Source organism: Pseudomonas sp. RC10-4-2, assembly GCF_050433085.1.
Taxonomy (GTDB): domain Bacteria; phylum Pseudomonadota; class Gammaproteobacteria; order Pseudomonadales; family Pseudomonadaceae; genus Pseudomonas; species Pseudomonas aeruginosa.
The window spans coordinates 18,897-38,683 of record NZ_JBNPXX010000001.1 but is presented as its reverse complement, the minus strand read 5'-3'; the positions used below and the strand labels follow the sequence as shown (position 1 = coordinate 38,683).

Genomic DNA, 19,787 nt, shown 5'->3' with positions numbered 1-19,787 from the left:
ACGCACGCCGGCGCGACGCTCCGGCGGTTCAGACCGCCAGGGCGCGTTCGCGCAGCTCGACGTTGAGGATGCGGTCGTTCTCCGAGTAATCCACCGGGCAATCGATCACATGCACCCCGGGCGTGCCCAGGCAGCGCTCCAGCAGCGGCAGGAAGCCCTCGGCGCTGTCGACCCGGTGGCCGTGGGCGCCGTAGGCCTCGGCGTAGTGCACGAAGTCCGGGTTGCCGTAGTCCAGCCCGAAGTCGGCGAAGCCCATGTTCGATTGCTTCCAGCGGATCATCCCGTAGCCGTTGTCGCGCAGGATGATCACCGTCAGGTTCATCTTCAGCCGCACCGCGGTTTCCAGTTCCTGGCTGTTCATCATGAAGCCGCCATCGCCGCACACCGCGACGATCGGCCGGTCCAGGTAGACCAGGTGCGCGGCCATCGCCGAGGGCAGGCCGGCGCCCATGGTGGCGAGGGCGTTGTCCAGCAGCACGGTGTTGGGCATGTGTGCCTTGTAGTTGCGGGCGAACCAGATCTTGTACATGCCGTTGTCCAGGGCGACGATGCCCTGCGACGGCAACGCCCGGCGCACGTCGGCCACCAGGCGCTGCGGATAGAGCGGGAAGCGCGGGTCGTCGGCGCCTTCGGCGACCTGCGCCTCGTTGGCCTCGCGGATCGCCAGCAGGCGGGTGAAGTCCCAGTGCGCGGTATCGTCCAGCGCCTCGCCGATCTGCCAGATGGCGTTGGCGATGTCGCCCACCACTTCGATCTGCGGGAAATACACCGGGTCCACCTCGGCGGAACGGAAGTTCACGTGGATCACCTCGGTACCGCCGCGAACCATGAAGAACGGCGGCTTCTCGATCACGTCGTGGCCGACGTTGACGATCAGGTCGGCCGCCTCCACCGCGCGATGCACGAAGTCGCCGGCGGACAGCGCGGCGTTGCCGAGGAAGCGCGGGTGACGCTCGTCGACCACGCCCTTGCCCATCTGGGTGGTGACGAAGGGAATGCCGGTCTTGTCGATCAGTTGCTTGAGGACCTTGGCGGTCATCTTGCGGTTGGCCCCGGCGCCGATCACCAGGATCGGGCTGCGCGCGGCGCGCAGCTTCTCCACCGCGGCGCAGATCGCCTTGTATTCCGCCAGCGGCCGGCGGCTCAGGCTCGGCGGGATGGGCAGGCTGTCGGTCTGCTCGGCGGCGATGTCCTCCGGCAGCTCCAGGTGCACCGCGCCGGGCTTCTCTTCCTCGGCCAGGCGGAACGCCTCGCGGACCCGCGAGGGAATGTTGTCGGCGGAGGCCAGTTGGTGGGTGTACTTGGTCAGCGGCTGCATCATGCCGACCACGTCGAGGATCTGGAAGCGGCCCTGCTTGGACTTCTTGATCGGCTTCTGCCCGGTGATCATCAGCATCGGCATGCCGCCCAGGTAGGCGTAGGCGCCGGCGGTGACCAGGTTGGTGGCGCCCGGGCCGAGGGTCGACAGGCTGACCCCGGTCTTGCCGGTGAGGCGCCCGTAGGTGGCGGCCATGAAGCCGGCCGATTGTTCGTGGCGGGTGAGCACCAGCCGGATCTGCGACTTGCGCAGGGACTCCAGCAGGTCGAGATTCTCCTCGCCGGGAATTCCGAAGACGTACTGCACGCCCTCGTTTTCCAGGCATTGCACAACCACATCGGCTGCCTTGGCCATCTGCGTTCTACCTCGGGTGGTGGCGGTTCTGACCGCTCGAACACTGCGCCCCTCGCGTCTCGCTGTCCAGCCCCTCCCGGCCGGCGGAAGGCTCTGGCGCCGGCTTCGCCGGCAAGCGAACGGCGCTCCCGCCATTAGCGCAGCTGAACCCGACCACCCGATCATCAGCACAGCTAATAATTCATTCGCTGATTTCATGGTGAGGGCGGAGCCCGGATGGTAGAAATCCACCTACCGCTTTACGCGCCCCGCCCCCTCCATCTCACCGAACCCTGAAGACGACCATGCCCGAGCACGCCCCGATCCTCCCCGTCATCGCCGCCGAGGTGGCCGCCCTCGCCCCCGGTTTCCGCGCCCTGAGCCTCACCGTCGAGGCGGCGCCGATCGTTCGTCCGGAAATCGCCGACCGCGCCGTAGAGCGCGCCTGCCAGGCGCTGGCGCGTGGCGAACCGGACTGGGCCGAGGCGCACCTGGCAGCCTGGGCCGAGGCGTTCCGCCGCTTCGGCGCCAAGCCGCAGCGCACCCCCTGCTCCGCCGAAGCCCTGCGCAAGCGTGCGCTGCGCGACGGTGGGCTGCCGAGCATCGACCCGGTGGTGGACCTGTACAACGCCATCAGCGTGCAATTCGCCATTCCGGTAGGCGGCGAGAACCTCGCCGCCTATGCCGGCACGCCGCGCCTGGTGGTCGCCGACGGCAGCGAGACCTTCGACACCCTGAAGAACGGCGAGGCGGTCGACGAATCCCCCGACCCCGGCGAGGTGGTCTGGCGCGACGACCTCGGCGTCACCTGCCGCCGCTGGAACTGGCGCCAGGGCGTGCGCACCCGCCTGGATGCCAGCGCCCGGCGCATGTGGTTCATCCTCGAGAGCCTGCCGGAAATGCCGCTGGCGGCCCTGCACGAAGCGGGCGGCCTGCTGCTCGACGAATTGCGCCTGATGATGCCCGGCATGCGCGCCGACTCGCGCCTGCTGTGCGTGGCGACGGAACCCACCGACAGCGTATAAGGGCCGAGTCCCCGAGGAGAACAGAACATGTACCTGCCTTCGCATTTCGAAGAGTCCGACCCGCAGGCGCTGCACGCGCTGATCCGGGACTATCCGCTGGGCCTGCTGGTCAGCCACGGCGAAGCGGGCCTGGACGCCAACCACCTGCCGTTCGAGCTGAGCCCGGAAAAGGGCGCGCAAGGCACCCTGGAAGCCCATGTCGCGCGCAACAACCCGGTTTGGAGCGAGCTGCGCGACGGCGACGAGGTGCTGGTGGTGTTCCGCGCCGGCGATGCCTACATCTCGCCGCAGTGGTACCCGAGCAAGCAGGAGCACCACCGCCAGGTGCCGACCTGGAACTACCGGGTGGTCCACGCCCACGGCCGGGTGCGGATCCGCGACGACGAACGCTATGTGCGCGGACTGGTGGCGCGCCTGACCCGCACCCACGAGGCGACCCAGGAAACGCCCTGGAAAATGACCGACGGCCCCGCCGACTACATCGACGAGATGCTCCGGCTGATCGTCGGCATCGAAATCGAGATCACCCGCCTGGTCGGCAAGTTCAAGCTCAGCCAGAACAAGGAAGCCCGCGATATCCGCGGCGCCAGCGCAGCGCTGCTGGCCCGCGGCGAACAGGCGATCGGCGCGGCCATGGACGATTGCGCCGCCCGGCGCGACGGCTGAGGTTCAGGCCTCGCCCGGCTGCGGCCGGTGGTGGACGAACTCGACCACCGTGCCGTCCGGCAGCAGCGCATTGAAGCAGGCACCGGTGGGCGCGCGCGCCGGCCCGAAAATGATCTGCGCGCCGGCAGCCAGCAAGCGCCGGTGATAGGGCTCGATGTCGTCCACCAGCAGGGTGCCAGTGGTGCTGCGGAACGGCGCCAGCGCCTCGTCGCTGCCCTCCAGCAGGAGGAAGGCGCCGACTGCGGCGAGTGTCAGGCGTTTCTCGGGAAAGTCGAAGCGCATGTCGTGGGCGACGCCCTGCAGGTCTTCGTAGAAAGCGATGGCCGCATCGATGCTGCCCGGTTCCAGGTAGACACGGATGAACACCCGCGGCTCGGCGAAACCGGACGAGTCGTTGACGCGACGCCAGAGAAAAGGCTGGGACATGGCGCAGGACCTCCGCAGGCCAGGGCGAAAGGTCCGTTCTAGCATGCCGGCCGCGTCCGGCGAAACGCCCTCATTTCGTCGAGCGGACGTTGCCGTAGCGCACTTCTTTCGACGGCGGGTAGCCGTAGAAGGCGGTGTAGCACTTGCTGAAGTGGCTGGGCGAGACGAAGCCGCAGGCGACCAGGACCTCCAGCATGGTCAGGTCGGAATGTTGCAGCAGGCGCCGGCACTCGGTGATCCGCAACTCCAGGTAGTAGCGCACCGGCGTGGTTCCGAGCTGCTGCTGGAACAATCGCTCGATCTGCCGCCGCGAGCGCCCCACGTAGTGGGCGAGCTGCTCCTGGCTGAGCGGTTCCTCGATATTCGCCGCCATCAGGTTGATCACTTCGCGCAACGGCTCGCTCATCTTCTCGTGCAGGGCCGGGCGCACCCGCCGGTAGCGCGACTCCTCGAAGGCGAGGATATCCACCACCGCCTCCACCAGGTCGCGCCCGTGGCGCCGGGCGATCCACTCCAGCGCCAGGTTGAAGGCGCCGGTGGGGCTGGCCGCGGTCAGGCGGTCACGGTCGACCATGTAGCTGTCGCTGGTCACCTGGCTGTTGCGGGCGATCTCGGCGAGGGCGGCGCGGTGCTCGGGATGGATGCAGCAGCGGTAGCCATCCAGCAGGCCGGCGTCGCCGAGGAACCAGGCACCGTTCCACAGCCCGGCCAGGGCGACGCCGCGCGCCGCCACGTCCTGCAACGCTTCCCGCAGCGCGGCGGACGAGCGCAGGGGCGTGCGCAAACCGCCGCAGACCACCAGCAGGTCGAGTCCTTGCCGCGCCGCCGAGGCGAGCGCCAGGTCCGGGCAGATCAGCAACCCGAGGTCGCTGGTCACCGGCTCGCCGCTCAGGCTGAAGTTGCTCACCGCGAAGGACTCGCTGCGGATCAGGTTGGCGGTCACCAGGGTGTCCAGCGCCTGGGTGAAGGCCGGCAGGGAAAAGTGTTCGAGCAGCAGGAAGCCCACCCGCGCCCGTGCCGAGCCCCCCTCCCCGGCCCCGGTGAACCTGAGGTTCTGCCCTTGCAGGGCGGCGCTGAAACGCCTTCTTTCCATCGATTCGTGCCTCTTGTTCTTCTTGTTCCCGGCCAGCGGGCCGCGACGCCTGCCGTCGCGGCGAAAACCCCGGGCGCTCCATCATATGCGCAAGCCATGTGACTTGGCGCCTCCCTGGCGCGCCGGGGGAATATGCTCAAATACGCCCTCGGGGGGCTGCCCCTTTCGCACGCCACGGCGTCAGCGGAAACAGCGCGGACGAACGGTACGGAAACGCCCCGAAAAAACCTGTAGACATATTGTCTAACAGAATCCTATAGTCATTATACAAACTGTAGACACAGCCCATGACAAGTAGAAAGGCCTCCATGAAAGCCCAACCCGACGTCGACTCGAACAGCGCCGATGCCCCCTTCGACCGCAAGGCGGTGCTGGGCGATGCGCTGCGCCGGCGGATCCTGAGCATGGAACTGGCGCCCGGCGCGGTCGTCGACGAACTCGCCCTGTGCGACGAGTTCGGCCTCTCGCGCCCGCCGGTGCGCGAACTGCTGCGGCAGATCGCCGCCGAGGGCTACATCGAACTGGAAGCCAACCGTGCGCCGCGCGTCGCGGCCATGAGCCACGACTCGCTGCACGCCTTCTTTCTCGCCGCGCCGCTGATCTACATCGCCACCACGCAACTGGCGGCCACCCATGCCAGCGAAGCGGAGATCGAGACGCTCAAGGCGATCCAGGAAGATTTCCGCAAGGCCATCGAAGAGAAGCATGTGGAAAACCGCGTCATCCACAACGACGCCTTCCACCTGGAGATCGGCAGGATGGCCCACAACGACTACCTCATGCCGAGCCTGCGCCGCTTGCTGATCGACCATGCGCGGCTGGGCAAGATCTTCTACCGCCATCCGACCACCGACGACATGCAACGCGACCTGGAACTCGCCTGCGACCAGCACGACCAGATCGTCGATGCCATCCAGCGGCGCGATCCGGATGCGGCGGCGGACATCGTCCGCGCGCATTTCGAGCTGTCGCGCCGGCGCATGGCCGAGTACGCGGCGCCGGCCGGAGTGGAGGTGGCGCTGGTCTACGAGGGTTAGCGAGCCCCCGCGCCACGGCCCCGCCCGAGAAGCGGAGGCGGTCACGCAGGGGATGGTTACCGGGTTCCAATAACAAGAGTCAGGTCCCTGCGATGACGAAAGTAACCCACCTTCCGGCCGACGACCGTTCCTGCGGCTGGTATCACCTCAGCCCGCCGCGGCGGCCGAAGCCGGCCCACTACGGCAGGAGCGCCGCCCGTTGGGTGGTGGTCGGCGCCGGCTTCACCGGCCTCGCCGCCGCGCGCCAGCTGGCGCTGCATTTTCCCGACGAGGAGATCGTCCTGGTCGAGGCCCAGGAAGTCGGCTTCGGTACCGCCGGGCGCAACGCCGGCTTCGCCATCGACCTGCCCCACGACATCGGCGCCGACGACTACATCGGCGACATAGCGACCGCCCGGATCGGCCTGAAGCTCAATCTCGCCGGCCAGTCGCTGCTCCGCGAACAGGTGCAGCGCCATGCCATCGACTGCCAGATGAAGGCCTGCGGCAAGTACCAGGCGGCCGTCGAGGCGCGCGGCGTGGCTGTGCTCGACGCCTACCGGCGCGGCCTCGATCGGCTCGGCCAGGCCTACGAGGTGATCGAGGCGGACGACCTCCCGGGACACATCGGCACCGCTTTCTATCGCAAGGCCCTGTTCACCCCCGGTACCCTGCTGGTGCAGCCCTCGGCCCTGGTCAAGGGCCTGGCCGACAGCCTGCCGGGCAACGTCAGCCTCTACGAACACACACCGATCACCGCCGTGGAATATGGCGACAGGACCCTGCTGAGCCATCCCCACGGCAGCATCCTGGCCGACCGCCTGGTCCTCGCCAACAACGCCTTCGGCATGAGCTTCGGCTTCCTCCAGGGGCGGATGCTGCCGATCTTCACCTACGCCAGCCTGACCCGGCCGCTCGATGCCGAGGAGCAGGCCCGCCTCGGCGGGCGCCCCTACTGGGGCCTGATCCCGGCCGACCCTTACGGCACCACGGTGAGGCGTACCCCGGACAACCGCCTGCTGATCCGCAACAGCTTCAGCTTCAACCCTGACGGACGCAGCGCCGGGAAGTACCTTGAGCGCTTCGCCGTACGCCATCGCGCCTCGTTCCGCCAGCGCTTCCCGATGCTCCCGGAAGTCGGCTTCGACTACACCTGGGGCGGCTCGCTGGCGCTGTCGAGGAACCACATGGGGCACTTCGGCGAGCTGGCGCCCAACGTCTATGGCGCCCTGTGCTGCAACGGCCTGGGGGTAACCCGCGGGACCGTCACCGGGAAGCTGCTGGCCGACTGGCTGGCGGGCGAACGCAACGAGCTGATCGACTTCCTGCTGCGCGCGCCCGGTCCCAGCGGCAATCCACCCGAACCACTCCTTTCCCTTGGCGTGAACCTCAACCTGAGGTGGGGGCAGTATCGAGCAGGTAGAGAAAGCTAGGCATCCCTAGGAACGCGCCCGCGGGCGCCGACTTCGATTCAGACGGCCATTGAAGACCGGAGCTGGAGAGCGTTCCAGCCTCGCGGATTCGCTCGGCCCGAATTCACCGGCAGCGGTTAGAACCAGGAGACAATAATGACAAATCCTACGACCTCGATCGAAGACGTACCCCTCAACGCCTTCCACCGGCTGTTGACCCTGCGCTCCGGCGGCGGCTCCTTCGTCGACGGCTACGTGCTGAGCATCATCGGCGTGGCGATGCTGCAGATGACCGCGGCATTGCAACTGAGCAGTTTCTGGCAGGGCATGATCGCCGCCTCGGCGCTGGTCGGCATCTTCTTCGGCGGTTTCCTCGGCGGCTGGCTGACCGACCGCCTGGGCCGCCGCAGGCTGTTCTTCGTCGGCCCCAGCCTGTTCGTCCTCGCTTCCCTGGCGCAGTACGGGGTCGACTCGGCGGCGGCGCTGTTCGTCCTGCGCTTCCTGATCGGCGTGGCGGTGGGCATCGAGTACCCGGTCGCCACCGCCTTGCTGGTGGAGTTCTTGCCGAAGAAGTATCGCGGACCGCGCCTGGCCACCCTGACCATCCTCTGGTTCGCCGGCGCCGCCTTCGCCTACCTGGTCGGCGACCTGATCCTGCGCAGCGGCGGCGAGGACGCCTGGCGCCTGGTACTGGCCAGCACCGCGGCGATCGGTGCCGTGCTGTTCCTGCTACGCATCGGCACCCCCGAGTCGCCGCGCTGGCTGCTGAGCAAGGGCCGCGACGCGGACGCAGAACGGGTCATCCGCCAGGTCTACGGCGAAGCCTTCTCGCTGGAGAACCTGCCCGAACAGGCGCTGGAACGGAAGGTCACCATCTGGCACCTGCTCTACGCCGGCTACGGCAAGCGCATGCTCTTCGTCACCCTGTTCTGGACCTGCTCGGTGATCCCCGTGTTCGCCGTCTACGCCTTCGCGCCCAAGGTGCTGCTGGCGCTGAACCTGAAGGGCGACTGGGCCTCCTACGGTTCGGTGGCGATCACCCTGCTGTTCGTCATCGGCTGCATCATCGCCACCCGCCTGATCAACCGCATCGGCCGGCGCTGCATGCTGCTGCACAGCTTCCTCTGGTCCGGCCTGGCGCTGCTCGGGCTGGGCGTCTTCCACGCCGGCTCGGAGGCGACCATCCTCGGCCTGTTCGGTGCCTACGCGCTGTTCATCGGCGGCGCCCAGGTGCTGCAACTGGTCTACCCGAACGAACTGTTCCCCACCGAGATCCGCGCCTTCGCGGTCGGCGTCGGCACCTCGTTATCGCGCGTCGGCGCCGCGGTGGGCACCTACCTGGTGCCGCTTTCCCTGGAAACCCTGGGTACCGCCCAGACCATGTACGCCGCCGCGCTGGTGACCCTGCTCGGGCTGCTCGTGACCTGGGCCCTGGCGCCGGAAACCCGTTCGCTGAACCTGCAGCAGGCGGCTTCGCTCACCTGAACCACCCGCCGCGGCAGCGTCCGCCGGGTGCGCCGCGGCCCAGCATCCCACAGGAGGAACCCCCGTGAAATTCGAAGGTATCTATACCCCCGCCATCACCCCGCTGAGCGCCGACGGCAGCATCGACACCCAGGCCTTCACCGAGGTCCTGGAGTTTCTCGTCGAGTCGAAGGTGCACGGCATCGTGATCGGCGGCTCCACCGGCGAGTACTACGCGCACACCGCCGAGGAACGCCTGGCCCTCGCCGCCCACGCCAGCGAAGTCATCGCCGGGCGCCTGCCGCTGGTGGTGGGAACCGGCGCGATCCGCACCGAGGACTCGCTGGCCTACGCCGAAGCCGCCCGCGCCATCGGCGCCGACGCCATCCTGGTCGGCTCGCCGCCCTACGCGCTGCCGACCTCGCGGGAGATCGCCGAGCACGTGCTGGCGGTGGATCGCGCCGCCGGCCTGCCGATCATGCTCTACAACTATCCGGCGCGGATGGGCGTGGAGATGGACGAGGCGTTCTTCGCCGCCGTCGCCGGCTGCCGCAACATCGTCGCGATCAAGGAAAGCTCCGGCTCCACCGCGCAATTGCACCGCCTGGCCTGCCGCCACCCGCGGATCGCCTTGTCCTGCGGCTGGGACGACCAGGCCCTGGAGTTCTTCGCCTGGGGCGCGCGCAGTTGGGTCTGCGCCGGCTCCAACTTCATCCCTGGCGAACACCTCGCCCTGTACCAGGCCTGCGTGGTCGAGAACGACTTCGCCAAGGGCCGGCGCATCATGGCGGCGATGATGCCGCTGATGGACTTTCTCGAAAGCGGTCACTTCGTCCAGTCGATCAAGCACGGCTGCGAGCTGGCCGGCCTGCGCGCCGGCGGCGTACGTGCGCCGCTGAAGGCGCTGGACGAGGCCGGCAAGGCGGCACTGGCGGAGATCGTCGCCAGGCTCAAGGGCGAGGTCGCGCGGATCGTCGAGGGTGGCCGCCATGACTGAGCTGCTGAGCCGGGAGGAATACGCGGCCATCGCCGCGACGCTGGACCTTCCCCAGCGCGCCTTCATCGACGGAGGGTTCCGCGATGCCTGCGGCGGCCGCACCTTCGCCTCGACCAACCCGGCCACCGGCGAGCTGCTGGCGCAGGTCGCCGCCTGCGACGCGGAGGACGTCGGGCACGCCGTGGCCAGCGCGCGGCGGGCGTTCGAGGACGGCCGCTGGCGCTCGCGCACGCCCGCCGAGCGCAAGGCGGCGCTGCTGCGCCTGGCCGAGCTGCTGGAAGAGCACCTGCTGGAACTGGCGGTGATGGAGAGCCTCGACAGCGGCAAGCCGATCCGCGAATGCCAGCACACCGACCTGCCGGAAACCATCAATACCCTGCGCTGGCATGCCGAACTGATCGACAAGATCTACGACAGCACCGCCCCGGTCGGTTCGGCGGCGCTGGCCATGGTGGTGCGCGAGCCGATCGGCGTGGTCGGCCTGGTGCTGCCGTGGAACTTCCCGCTGCTGATGCTCGCCTGGAAGATCGGCCCGGCGCTGGCGGCAGGCTGCTCCGTAGTGGTCAAGCCGGCCCCCGAGACCAGCCTGACCGCCCTGCGCGTCGCCGAACTGGCCAGCCAGGCGGGGATCCCCGCCGGGGTGTTCAACGTGGTCCCCGGCGGCGGCCGCGAGGCCGGCGAACCGCTGGGCCGCCACCCGGACGTGGCGATGGTCAGCTTCACCGGCTCCACCGCGACCGGCCGCCTGTTCCTCAAGTACGCCGCCGAGTCCAACCTCAAGCGGGTGGTACTGGAGTGCGGCGGCAAGAACCCGGCGGTGGTGATGAACGATGTCGAGGACCTCGACCTGGTGGCGCAACACGTGGTCAACGGCGCGTTCTGGAACATGGGCGAGAACTGCTCGGCGTCCTCGCGGCTGATCGTCCATGCCGAGGTCCGCGAGGCGCTGCTCGAACGCATCGGCGCGCAGCTCCGCGAGTGGCGCATGGGCGACCCGCTGGATCCGCGTAATCGCCTCGGCGCGCTGGTCAGCCCGGCGCACTTCGAGAAGGTCCGCGCGTACCTCGACCAGGCCAGGACGGAGCGGTTGGCGGTGCGCTTCGGCGGCGCCACCGAGGCTGACATCTTCGTCGAGCCGACCGTGGTCGATGGCGTCTCGCCGCACAGCCGGCTGTTCCGCGAGGAAATCTTCGGCCCGCTGCTCTCGGTCACTTCTTTCGACGACATCGACGAAGCCATCGCCCTGGCCAACGACACCGTCTACGGCCTCGCCGCCTCGGCCTACACCGGCAGCCTGCGCCACGCACTGCGCCTGTCGCGAGAGATCCGCGCGGGGATCGTCACCGTCAACTGCTTCGGCGAGGGCGACGCCTCGACGCCCTTCGGCGGCTACAAGGAGTCAGGCTTCGGCGGTCGCGACAAGTCGGTCTGGGCACACGACCAGTACACAGAGTTGAAGACCATCTGGATCGACGCTTCCTGAAGCTGTCCGGCCCGCAAGGGCCGGCACTCCCGCCTGGCGGCGAGACCGGACAACCGGGCCGGACAGGCGACCAAGTGCAGACAACACCCATTCTGCATAACGTTCCGTCGCTATGCTGCTGCCTCCACCCTTCCCTTTTCCGCCAGGAACGACACGGAGACTCATCCATGACGGACAACCATATCGATGTACTGATCAACGGCTGCGGCATCGGCGGGGCGATGCTCGCCTACCTGCTCGGCCGCCAGGGCCACCGCGTGGTGGTAGTGGAGCAGGCACGGCGCGAACGCGCGATCAACGGCGCCGACCTGCTCAAGCCGGCCGGCATCCGGGTGGTCGAGGCGGCCGGGTTGTTGGCCGAGGTGACCCGTCGCGGTGGGCGGGTCCGCCATGAGCTGGAGGTCTATCACGACGGCGAGCTGCTTCGCTATTTCAACTATTCCAGCGTCGACGCGCGCGGCTATTTCATCCTCATGCCCTGCGAGTCGCTGCGCCGCCTGGTACTGGAAAAGATCGACGGCGAAGCGACCGTCGAGATGCTGTTCGAGACCCGCATCGAAGCGGTGCAGCGCGACGAGCGCCACGCGATCGACCAGGTGCGCCTGAACGACGGCCGCGTGCTGCGTCCGCGGGTGGTGGTGGGAGCCGACGGTATCGCCTCCTACGTGCGCCGCCGGCTGCTCGATATCGATGTGGAACGCCGCCCCTACCCGTCGCCGATGCTGGTCGGCACCTTCGCCCTGGCGCCCTGCGTGGCCGAGCGCAACCGCCTGTACGTGGACTCGCAGGGCGGGCTGGCCTACTTCTATCCGATCGGTTTCGACCGCGCGCGACTGGTGGTGAGCTTCCCCAGGGAGGAGGCGCGCGAGCTGATGGCCGACACCCGCGGCGAGTCGCTGCGCCGGCGCTTGCAACGCTTCGTCGGCGACGAGAGCGCCGAGGCGATCGCCGCCGTCACCGGCACTTCGCGCTTCAAGGGCATCCCCATCGGCTACCTGAACCTGGACCGCTACTGGGCGGACAACGTAGCGATGCTCGGCGACGCCATCCACAACGTGCATCCGATCACCGGCCAGGGCATGAACCTGGCCATCGAGGACGCCAGCGCCCTGGCCGACGCCCTCGACCTGGCCTTGCGCGACGCCTGCGCGCTGGAGGATGCCCTGGCCGGCTACCAGGCCGAGCGCTTCCCGGTGAACCAGGCGATCGTCTCCTATGGCCATGCGCTGGCCACCAGCCTGGAGGATCGCCAGCGCTTCGCCGGGGTCTTCGACACCGCCCTGCAGGGCAGCAGCCGTACGCCGGAAGCCCTGGGCGGCGAGCGCTCCTACCAGCCGGTGCGGTCGCCGGCGCCGCTCGGCTGAACCCGCCAGCGCGGCCGGAGCGTAGCGTCCGGCCGCGCGCCTAGAGCAGGTCGCGGCGCAACTGCGGGAATACCTTGGCCACCTTGTTCAGCAGGTAGTCGCCGTACTCGCCGTGGAAAGCGTGGACGTTGGCCTGGTCCCAGCGACGGGCGCTGTCATCCTGTTCCGGCACCTCGGGCAGCCCTTCGATGGGCTGCACGCGGGCATGGAAGTTCGGATCGAAGAACAGCGGGAACGACAGGCGGTCTCGCCCCGAAGTGTTGCGTGCCACCCGGTGCGGCGTGCTGCGGTAGAGGCCGCCGGTCATGCGTTCGAGCATGTCTCCGAGGTTGCAGACGAACGAGCCCGGTATCGGCGGAGCCTCCAGCCAGCCCTGTGGGGTGCGCACCTGCAGGCCGCCGATGGCGTCCTGGTGGAGCAGCGTGAGCAGGCCGTAGTCGGTGTGTTCGCCGACGCCCCACTGCACGTCGAGGCCCTCCGGCACTGGCTGGCTCGGATAATTGAACAGGCGGAAGAGGATCAGCGGATCGCCGGTATAGCGCGCGGCGAAGTAGTCGGCTTCCAGTCCCAGACCGAGGGCGATGCCCTCCATCAGCCGGTGGCCGACGCGGGTGGTTGCGTCCAGGTACTCCAGCAGCGTCTCGCGCAGGCCGGGCACCTCGGGGAACAGGTTGGCGCCATGCAGCGGCGTCCCGGCGCGCACTTCGGGATGCTCAGCGTCCAGTTCGCTGCCCAGGTACAAGCCTTCCTTCCAGTCCGGGCGGTTGGAGGTCAGTTCGCCGCCAAGAGGGAAATAGCCGCGCCAGGCGCGCCCGCCAAGCTCCATGCGCCAGCGCAGCTTGCTCGTCTCGTCGAGGGCGAAGAACTGCCGCGCCAGGCGCTCCAGGCGCTCGACCAGTTGCGCCTCGACGCCGTGCCCGACCACGTAGAAGAAGCCCTGCTCGCGGCAGGCGCGGTCGATTCGCACGGCGACCGACCGTCGCGCCGCCGGGTCGCTGCCGGCAAGGGCGGCGATATCGATGATCGGCAGACTCGGAGTGCTCATGGCGTTCCTCACAGGGGTTGGGCGAAGGGGGTGCGGATGTCGGCGAGGAACTTCCGCGCACGCGGGTGCTGCGGGCGGTTGAAGAAATCGTCGGGGCTGGCGCGCTCCAGCACCCGGCCGGCGTCCATGAACAGCACGCGGTCGGCGACGTCGTGGGCGAAGCCCATCTCATGCGTTACCACCACCATGGTCATGCCGTCGCGGGCCAGGTCGCGCATCACCAGCAGCACCTCGCCGACCATCTCCGGGTCGAGGGCGCTGGTCGGTTCGTCGAACAGCATCAGCGGCGGCTCCATCGCCAGCGCGCGGGCGATCGCCACGCGCTGCTGCTGGCCGCCGGAAAGCCGTGCGGGGAACGCCGCCGCTTTGTCCGCCAGGCCGACCCGCTCCAGCAGCGCCATGGCCTGGCGGCGTGCCTCCGCGGGTTTCAGGCCGCGCAAACGGAGCGGCGCCAGGGTGCAGTTGTCCAGCACGTTCAGGTGCGGGAACAGATTGAACTGCTGGAACACGAAGCCGATGTGCGAGCGGAAGCGATTGAGGTCCAGGCCGGGAGCGTGGATGTCCTGGCCATCGATCAGGATGCGCCCGCCCTGGATCGGTTCCAGGCGGTTCAGGGTACGGATCAGGGTGGATTTTCCGGAGCCCGAGGGTCCGCAGACCACCACCACCTCACCGCGGCCGACCTGTTCGTCGACATCCGCCAGGGCGTGGTAGGCACCGTACCATTTGTTGACCTTTTCCAGCCGGATCATCGGGCCTCCTTGGGATTGCCACGCTGCGCCTGGCGGCGTTCGAGCCAGAAGGCGAAACGCGACAGGCCGAAGCACAGGATGAAATAGGTGAGGCCGAGGATCAGGTAGACCTGGGTCGGCAGGGTGAACACCTGGGTATTGATCTGCGAGGCGATGAAGCTGACTTCGGCCAGGCCGATGATGTAGCCCAGGGAGGTCTCCTTGATCGTCGAGACGAATTGGTTGACCAACGACGGCAGCATGTTGCGCAGCGCCTGCGGGAGGATCACCAGGCGCATGCTCGCCAGGTAGCCCAGGCCGAGCGAACGCGCCGCCTCGAACTGGCCACGGTCGAGGCCCTGGATGCCGGCGCGGACGATCTCGGCCAGGTACACCGCGTCGAACAGCACAAGCGCCAGCAGCATGGTGGTGAACTGGTCGGTGCGCTGGCCGGTGAGGGTCGGCAGGAAGAAATAGGCCCAGAAGATCACCATCAGCAACGGCACCCCGCGCACCACGAAGACCAGCGCGGTGACCGGCCAGCGCAGCCAGCGCCAGGGGCTGACCCGCGCCAGGCCGAGCAGGATGCCCAGCGGCAGCGCCAGCAGCAGCGCCAGCGAGGCCAGGACCAGGGTCAGGGCCAGCCCGCCCAACGGCCCGTTGGGGTACTGGCCGACGAGGAAGTACAGCCAGTAGCTATCGATCAGTTCCAGGGTGGTCATCGCCGTTCGACTCCCGGATAGCGCTGCTGGTACCAGGCAGCGGCGCCGGTGATCAGCAGCGATACGCTGAGATAGGCCGCGGTGGCGAAGGCAAAGGACTCGAAGCTGCGGAAGGTCGAACTCTCCACCTGGCCGGCCTGGTACATCAGCTCGGCGACGCCGATCACCGTGGCGATGCTGGTGTTCTTCCACAGGTTGAGGGTTTGCGAGATCAGCGGCGGTACGGTGATCCGCAAGGCCTGCGGGAGGATCACCAGGCGCATGCTCGCCAGGTAGCCGAAGCCCAGCGCGCGGGCGGCCTCCAGTTGCACCGTGGGCACCGCGCGGATGCCGCTGCGCATGTCCTCGCTCATGAACGCGGCGGTGTACAGGGTCAGCGCGACGATAGCGCTGGCGGCCTCGATGTTGCCGGCGTAGAGCCAGGCCTTGAGGTCCTCGGGTAGCCATTCCGGCGCGGCGAAGTACCAGAACAGCATGTGCGCCAGCAGCGGTACGTTGCGGATGCTCTCGACATAGGCGAAACCGAGCCATTGCAGGGCGCGGAACGGCGCCAGGCGCAGCAGCGCCACCAGCATCGCCAGCGGCACGGCGAAGACCAGGGTGACGGCGGCCAGCTTCAGCGACAGCAGCAGGCCGGCGACCAGCATCTCATGGTACTGGCCGCGCAGCAGCAGGGAGAAATCGAACTCGAACATGGGAAAGGCGCACGCTGTCCGCGAGGACTCACAGGGGACGGGCGGCGACGCGCATGGTCGCCGTCACGCAGAGACGTCAGGCGCTCACTCGGGGATCCGGTCGGAATCGATCTTGAAGTGGCGCTCGCTGAGGTTGGACTTGGTGCCCGGCCCGTACCACTTGAGGTACAGCTGCTCCGCCACGCCGCTGCGCTCCAGGCCGGCGAGGGTCGAGTCGACCAGTTGCTTGAGTTGCGGATTGCCCTTGCGGAAGGCGATGGCCAGGGCCTCGGTACTCAGGTTCTCCGGCAGAATGGCGTAGCCGCCGGCCGCCGCGCCGAGCTTGCCGAAATCGTTGACCAGTGCCGACTCGTCGTCGACGAAGGCCTGACCCTTGCCCTGCTGCAACGCCAGCAGCGCCTGCTGGCTGGTCTCGAAGGTGACCACCTGGGCGTTGGGCAGCGCCTTGCGGATGTTCGGCTCCTGGGTGCCGCCCTTGACCGTCAGCACCTTCTTGCCGTCGAGGTCATGCAGCGAGGCGAAGCCGGCGTTCTTCTTCACCAGGGCCTTCTGCCCGGTGACGATGATCGAATAGGAGAAATCCACCAGCGCCTCGCGCTCCTTGTTGTGGGTCAGCGAGGCGGCGAGCAGGTCCACGTGGCCCTGCTGCAACTCCGGGATACGCGCCGCCACGGAAATCTGCTTGAACACCGGCTTGACCCCGATGGCCTTGGCGATCTCGGTACCAAGATCGACCTCGTAGCCGATGATCTGACGGGTCTTCGGGTCGATGAAGCTGTTCGGCTCGTCGGTGCCAAGGGTGCCGATGACGATCTCGCCCTTTTTGCGGATGTCGGCCAGGTCGTCGGCATGGGCAGCGCTGCCGATCAGGGTGAACACAGCCGCCACGGCTGCGCCAAGCAGGCGAATCTTCATGATGGGTATCTCGCGGAGGAATGGGGTTCGACGTCGGGCGCCGGGTGGGCCGCAGTCTATTAATAACCAAACATCCGGTGAAATATGGTTTTCATATAACCATATGAGATATCAAACTATGCCACTTCCCGCCCTGCGCCAGGGCCCGCGCGCGCTCAGGTGCCCTCGCGCAAGCGCAGCGGGTCCACCAGCCCGGCGGCGATGGCCATGCCCACCAGCTCCGGCAGGGTCTGGGCCTGCATGCGCTTCATCACCCGCGCGCGGTAGAGGTCGACGGTCTTCACGCTGACTTCCAGTTGCTCGGCCACCTCGCGGCTGGTATAGCCGCGCACCAGCGGCAAGAGCACGTCGCGCTCGCGCGGGGTGAGGCTGTCCAGGCGTTCGCGCAACCCGGCGTCGAGATCGCGGTGCCGGCGCCGACGGGCGTGGCGATCGAGGGCCTGCTGCACGCTGTCGAGCAGCAATTGTTCGTTGTAGGGTTTCTCGATGAAATCCACCGCACCGGCCTTGAAGGCGCGCACCACGATGGGCACGTCGGCATGGCCGCTGACGAAGATCACCGGCAGGTCGATGCCGCGCGCCAGCAGTTCGTCCTGCACGTTCAGCCCGCCCATGCCGGGCATCCGCACGTCGAGCAGGACGCAGGCATGGCGGCCGCCCTCGCAGGCATCGAGGAAGTCCCGACCCTGGGTGAAGGGCCGTGCCTTGAGGCCGACCGATTCCAGCAGCCAGACCGTCGATTCGAGCATGCCCTGGTCGTCGTCGACCACGTAGACCAGCGCTTCGTCAGGCATAGCCATCGTTACCCTCCCGTGGCGCCGGCGGCGAGCGGCAGCCGGCAGTTCATGAGCAACCCGCCATCCGCCGGCAGCTCGGCTTCGAGGGTGCCGCCGAAGCCCTCGACGATGCTGCGGCTCATCGACAGGCCCAGGCCCAGCCCTTCCGGCTTGCTGGTGTGGAACGGCGTGAAAATGTGTTCCAGCTGATCCGCCGGCACTCCCGGTCCCTGGTCGCGAACCCACAGGCAGAGCAGCCCGCCGGGCTCGACGCGGCTACCGATGACGACCCGCGACGGCGAGCCGGGATGCGCCTCGCGGTTGGCTTCGATGGCGTTGCGCAGCAGATTGAGGAACACCTGTTCGAGCAGCACGCGGTCGGCATACAGCGGCGGCGGATTGTCGGTCATCGCCTCTTCCACCGCCACTTGCCAGTGCCCGGCTTCCCACGCGCAGAGGCCGATGGCCTCGCGTGCCACCTGGTTGAGGTCGAGCGCCTGCAGGCGCCGCTGGCCCTTGCGCAGGAAGGCGCGCAGGCGCTTGATCACCTCCGCCGCGTGGCCGGCGTGCTCGCCGATCCGCGCCAGCCCCTCGGCCACCCGCCCGGCGGCCTCGGGCTGGCTGCCGAGGACGGCCAGGTAACGCTGGCTGGCGCTGGCGTAGTTCATCACCGCCGCCAGCGGCTGGTTGATCTCGTGGGCGATGCCCGAGGCCAGTTCGCCGAGAGTGACCAGCCGCGCAGTGTGCGCCAGTTCGTCCTGGTGACGGCGCTGCTGGGCCTCGCGCAGTTCGCGTTCGGTCATGTCGCGGGCCACCAGCGAGTAATAGCGCTCCTCGCCGCGGCCGCGATGGGCCAGCAACACCAGCGAGACTGGCAGCGACGGACGTCCGTCCTGCGGTTGCAGGCGCCCCTCGCGGCTCCAAACGCCGCCATCGCGCGCCTGTCGCCAACCCTCTTCGGCCAGCCGCGCCGGAGTGTCGCCGGCCAGCAGGCGTTCCAGCGCCGGCGCCTCCTGCCCGTCGGCGATGCCGAGGGCGGCACGTGCCGAAGGATTGAGGTAGGTGACGCGGCCGCCATGCTCGACGAACAGCACCAGGTCGGTGTTCGCCTCGACCACTTCGGCCAGGCGCCGGCGGTTCTCCTCCGCCTCGACCCGCCGGGTGACATCGCGGGACACGCTGACCACCTCCACCACCGCCCCGGTGTAGGTCTCGCGGATCGCCCGGCTGGCGGTCTCGAACCAGCGGTAGCGGCCGTCGCGGTGGCGGATACGGTAGGTGATGGTCAGGTAGCCGTCCTGCTCCAGCGCTTCGCGCGCGCGCAGCGCCACCTGGCCGCGGTCCTGGGGGTGGAACAACGCCTGCGCCGGACGCCCGCGCAGTTCCTCCGGCCAGTAGCCGAGCAGGGTCCAGGAAGCCGGCGAGGCGTCGAGGAAAATGCCGTCGAGGGTATGCCGGGAAATCAGGTCGGTGGTGTTCTCGGTGATCAGCCGGTACAGCCGGCTGGCCCGCGCCGCCTCGCGCTCGCCGCGCAGGCTGGCGGTGGCGTCGCGGCAGCGCGCCAGCACCCGGGCCTCGGCGCTGTCGGGAATGAACTGCCAGAGCAGGATGCGTCCGTCGCACTCCGCCTCCACCTCGCCGAGGGCCCGCGCCTGCCCCAGGCTGGCGCGCACCAGTTGCCCATGGTTGGCCGGGAGGTAAGCGCGCCAGGCCTCGCGCGGCCGCTCGCCAAGCAAGGCAAGGAAGGCCTGGTTGAATTCCACCGCCTGCGCCTCGCCGTCGAGCAGCAGCGCCGGCTGCGGGTCGGCCGCGAGGAACGGCGCAGCGCGGGTGACGCCACGGGCGGCGGCGAGCAACGGTGCGAGGAGCAGGCCGAGCCAGTCCAGCGCAGCGCTCTGCGGCGTATCGCTGGCCACCAGCAGCAGGCCTTCGTCGCCGGCCTGCAGGTCGAGGGCGAAGGCCATGCCATGCTCCACGCCGGCACGCCGCAAGCGCGCGCCGAGCCAGGAGGCGGAACGCCGCAATTCGTCCAGAGCCAGCCGGCCGTCGCGCACCAGCCGCTCGCGCAACGCCAGGTCGCTGGCCCGGTTCGGCTCGCCGGCGCCCGGCGGCAGCGCCGGCGACGGCGGCACCGGGGTATAGGTCTGCGCCTGCGGCTGCCAGGCCAGGTACCAGGCCTGGCGCGTGCCCGGATGTTCGAGCAGCAAACGGCGCAGCGCACCGACCCGCTCGACCAGCGGCGCGCCCTCGCGCAGCAGGCGCAGGAGGCTGTTGAGTGCAGGCGAAGCGGGAAGCGGACTCATGGG

18 protein-coding genes are annotated in these 19,787 nt (G+C 68.6%); 8 read left to right on the top strand and 10 right to left on the bottom strand.

Going from position 1 to position 19,787, the window contains the following annotated elements:
- Nucleotides 1-28 precede the first annotated feature (28 nt).
- Nucleotides 29-1,672: an acetolactate synthase large subunit gene (locus FHW81_RS00165; RefSeq protein ID WP_171893954.1), complete on the bottom strand. Its 1,644-nt coding sequence runs from the start codon at nucleotides 1,670-1,672 to the stop codon at nucleotides 29-31.
- A 284-nt stretch (nucleotides 1,673-1,956) separates the two neighbouring features.
- Here FHW81_RS00165 and FHW81_RS00160 point away from each other — a divergent pair, with 284 nt between their 5' ends.
- Together FHW81_RS00160 and FHW81_RS00155 are read left to right on the top strand one after the other, a co-directional pair.
- Complete coding sequence (locus FHW81_RS00160; protein WP_003144549.1) at nucleotides 1,957-2,676, top strand: B3/B4 domain-containing protein; 720 nt, start codon at nucleotides 1,957-1,959, stop codon at nucleotides 2,674-2,676.
- Nucleotides 2,677-2,703: 27 nt separating this feature from the next.
- The gene (locus FHW81_RS00155; protein WP_003101360.1) at nucleotides 2,704-3,342 is read left to right on the top strand and encodes an FMN-binding negative transcriptional regulator; all 639 of its coding nucleotides are present in this window, start codon (nucleotides 2,704-2,706) and stop codon (nucleotides 3,340-3,342) included.
- 3 nt (nucleotides 3,343-3,345) lie between these two features.
- Here FHW81_RS00155 and FHW81_RS00150 read toward each other — a convergent pair whose 3' ends face one another.
- Together FHW81_RS00150 and FHW81_RS00145 are read right to left on the bottom strand one after the other, a co-directional pair.
- Nucleotides 3,346-3,813, bottom strand: coding sequence for a VOC family protein (locus tag FHW81_RS00150; RefSeq protein WP_003118992.1), 468 nt, complete (start codon nucleotides 3,811-3,813; stop codon nucleotides 3,346-3,348).
- A gap of 25 nt (nucleotides 3,814-3,838) precedes the next feature.
- Nucleotides 3,839-4,861, bottom strand: coding sequence for a GlxA family transcriptional regulator (locus FHW81_RS00145; RefSeq protein WP_003144547.1), 1,023 nt, complete (start codon nucleotides 4,859-4,861; stop codon nucleotides 3,839-3,841).
- A 308-nt stretch (nucleotides 4,862-5,169) separates the two neighbouring features.
- On the opposite strand from FHW81_RS00145, the gene FHW81_RS00140 reads away from it, so the two are divergent.
- From FHW81_RS00140 to pqsL, 6 genes are all read left to right on the top strand, one after another.
- Nucleotides 5,170-5,898 carry a GntR family transcriptional regulator gene (locus FHW81_RS00140; protein ID WP_003101372.1) on the top strand — a complete coding sequence of 243 codons (729 nt, stop codon included), beginning with the start codon at nucleotides 5,170-5,172 and terminating at the stop codon, nucleotides 5,896-5,898.
- A gap of 92 nt (nucleotides 5,899-5,990) precedes the next feature.
- On the top strand, nucleotides 5,991-7,310 hold the full coding sequence (locus FHW81_RS00135; protein ID WP_003101373.1) for an NAD(P)/FAD-dependent oxidoreductase: 1,320 nt from the start codon (nucleotides 5,991-5,993) through the stop codon (nucleotides 7,308-7,310).
- A 135-nt stretch (nucleotides 7,311-7,445) separates the two neighbouring features.
- The gene (locus FHW81_RS00130) at nucleotides 7,446-8,774 is read left to right on the top strand and encodes an MFS transporter (RefSeq protein WP_003101374.1); all 1,329 of its coding nucleotides are present in this window, start codon (nucleotides 7,446-7,448) and stop codon (nucleotides 8,772-8,774) included.
- Between the two features lie 64 nt (nucleotides 8,775-8,838).
- Nucleotides 8,839-9,750, top strand: coding sequence for a dihydrodipicolinate synthase family protein (locus FHW81_RS00125; protein ID WP_003118988.1), 912 nt, complete (start codon nucleotides 8,839-8,841; stop codon nucleotides 9,748-9,750).
- On the top strand, nucleotides 9,743-11,233 hold the full coding sequence (locus FHW81_RS00120) for an aldehyde dehydrogenase (RefSeq protein WP_023096435.1): 1,491 nt from the start codon (nucleotides 9,743-9,745) through the stop codon (nucleotides 11,231-11,233). Before FHW81_RS00125 ends, FHW81_RS00120 begins: the two co-directional genes overlap by 8 nt.
- Nucleotides 11,234-11,400: 167 nt before the next feature.
- Complete coding sequence (gene pqsL, locus FHW81_RS00115; RefSeq protein WP_003101379.1) at nucleotides 11,401-12,597, top strand: FAD-dependent monooxygenase PqsL; 1,197 nt, start codon at nucleotides 11,401-11,403, stop codon at nucleotides 12,595-12,597.
- Between the two features lie 40 nt (nucleotides 12,598-12,637).
- Here pqsL and FHW81_RS00110 read toward each other — a convergent pair whose 3' ends face one another.
- The 7 genes from FHW81_RS00110 to bfiS all read right to left on the bottom strand — a co-directional run bounded on the left by FHW81_RS00110 (nucleotide 12,638) and on the right by bfiS (nucleotide 19,784).
- A complete protein-coding gene (locus tag FHW81_RS00110) occupies nucleotides 12,638-13,642 on the bottom strand; it encodes an isopenicillin N synthase family dioxygenase (RefSeq protein ID WP_003101381.1) in 1,005 nt (334 codons plus the stop codon).
- Nucleotides 13,643-13,650: 8 nt separating this feature from the next.
- On the bottom strand, nucleotides 13,651-14,394 hold the full coding sequence (locus FHW81_RS00105; protein WP_003144541.1) for an amino acid ABC transporter ATP-binding protein: 744 nt from the start codon (nucleotides 14,392-14,394) through the stop codon (nucleotides 13,651-13,653).
- Nucleotides 14,391-15,095, bottom strand: coding sequence for an amino acid ABC transporter permease (locus FHW81_RS00100; RefSeq protein ID WP_010793457.1), 705 nt, complete (start codon nucleotides 15,093-15,095; stop codon nucleotides 14,391-14,393). The genes FHW81_RS00105 and FHW81_RS00100 overlap by 4 nt, the downstream gene beginning before the upstream one ends.
- Nucleotides 15,092-15,790 carry an amino acid ABC transporter permease gene (locus tag FHW81_RS00095; protein WP_003101388.1) on the bottom strand — a complete coding sequence of 233 codons (699 nt, stop codon included), beginning with the start codon at nucleotides 15,788-15,790 and terminating at the stop codon, nucleotides 15,092-15,094. The genes FHW81_RS00100 and FHW81_RS00095 overlap by 4 nt, the downstream gene beginning before the upstream one ends.
- 84 nt (nucleotides 15,791-15,874) lie before the next feature.
- Nucleotides 15,875-16,705: an ABC transporter substrate-binding protein gene (locus FHW81_RS00090; RefSeq protein ID WP_003123961.1), complete on the bottom strand. Its 831-nt coding sequence runs from the start codon at nucleotides 16,703-16,705 to the stop codon at nucleotides 15,875-15,877.
- A 155-nt stretch (nucleotides 16,706-16,860) separates the two neighbouring features.
- Nucleotides 16,861-17,505 carry a two-component system response regulator BfiR gene (bfiR, locus tag FHW81_RS00085; RefSeq protein ID WP_003101391.1) on the bottom strand — a complete coding sequence of 215 codons (645 nt, stop codon included), beginning with the start codon at nucleotides 17,503-17,505 and terminating at the stop codon, nucleotides 16,861-16,863.
- A 2-nt stretch (nucleotides 17,506-17,507) separates the two neighbouring features.
- Complete coding sequence (bfiS, locus tag FHW81_RS00080) at nucleotides 17,508-19,784, bottom strand: two-component system sensor histidine kinase BfiS (protein WP_003123960.1); 2,277 nt, start codon at nucleotides 19,782-19,784, stop codon at nucleotides 17,508-17,510.
- Between the last annotated feature and the right edge of the window lie 3 nt (nucleotides 19,785-19,787).